This is a genomic window from Undibacterium sp. Ren11W (assembly GCF_049340485.1).
In the GTDB taxonomy this organism is placed as follows: Bacteria; Pseudomonadota; Gammaproteobacteria; order Burkholderiales; family Burkholderiaceae_D; genus Undibacterium.
Genome location: NZ_JBMPPB010000027.1, coordinates 1 through 683 on the forward strand (window position 1 = coordinate 1; position 683 = coordinate 683).

Sequence of the window (683 nt, forward strand, 5' to 3'; positions counted from 1 at the left end):
TACGAAACAGAAGCGCGTCACTACGCTCACGTTGACTGCCCAGGCCATGCTGATTATGTTAAAAACATGATTACTGGTGCTGCTCAGATGGACGGCGCAATCTTGGTTTGCTCCGCAGCTGATGGTCCTATGCCTCAGACTCGTGAGCACATCCTGTTGGCTCGCCAAGTTGGTGTTCCATACATCATCGTGTTCCTGAACAAATGCGACATGGTTGATGATGCTGAGTTGTTGGAATTGGTTGAAATGGAAGTTCGTGAATTGTTGTCTAAATACGAATTCCCAGGCGATGATTTGCCTATCATACAAGGTTCCGCAAAATTAGCATTAGAAGGCGACACTGGTCCTTTGGGCGAGCAAGCAATCATGAAATTGGCTGAAGCTTTGGATACTTATATCCCTACGCCAGAACGTGCTGTTGATGGTGCATTCTTGTTGCCAGTGGAAGACGTATTCTCGATCTCTGGTCGCGGTACTGTTGTTACTGGTCGTATCGAGCGTGGTATTGTTAAAGTTGGTGAATCTCTGGAAATCATCGGTATCACCGATACAGCAGTGACTACATGTACTGGTGTTGAAATGTTCCGTAAATTGCTGGATCAAGGTCAAGCAGGCGATAACGTTGGTGTCTTGTTGCGCGGTACTAAGCGTGAAGACGTTCAGCGTGGTCAGGTCTTGGCTAA

1 protein-coding gene is annotated in these 683 nt (G+C 47.1%); it reads left to right on the forward strand.

Going from position 1 to position 683, the window contains the following annotated elements:
- Nucleotides 1–683 (forward strand): GTP-binding protein (locus tag ACO0K8_RS22305; protein WP_422948850.1); only part of this gene is annotated, 683 nt, incomplete at both ends.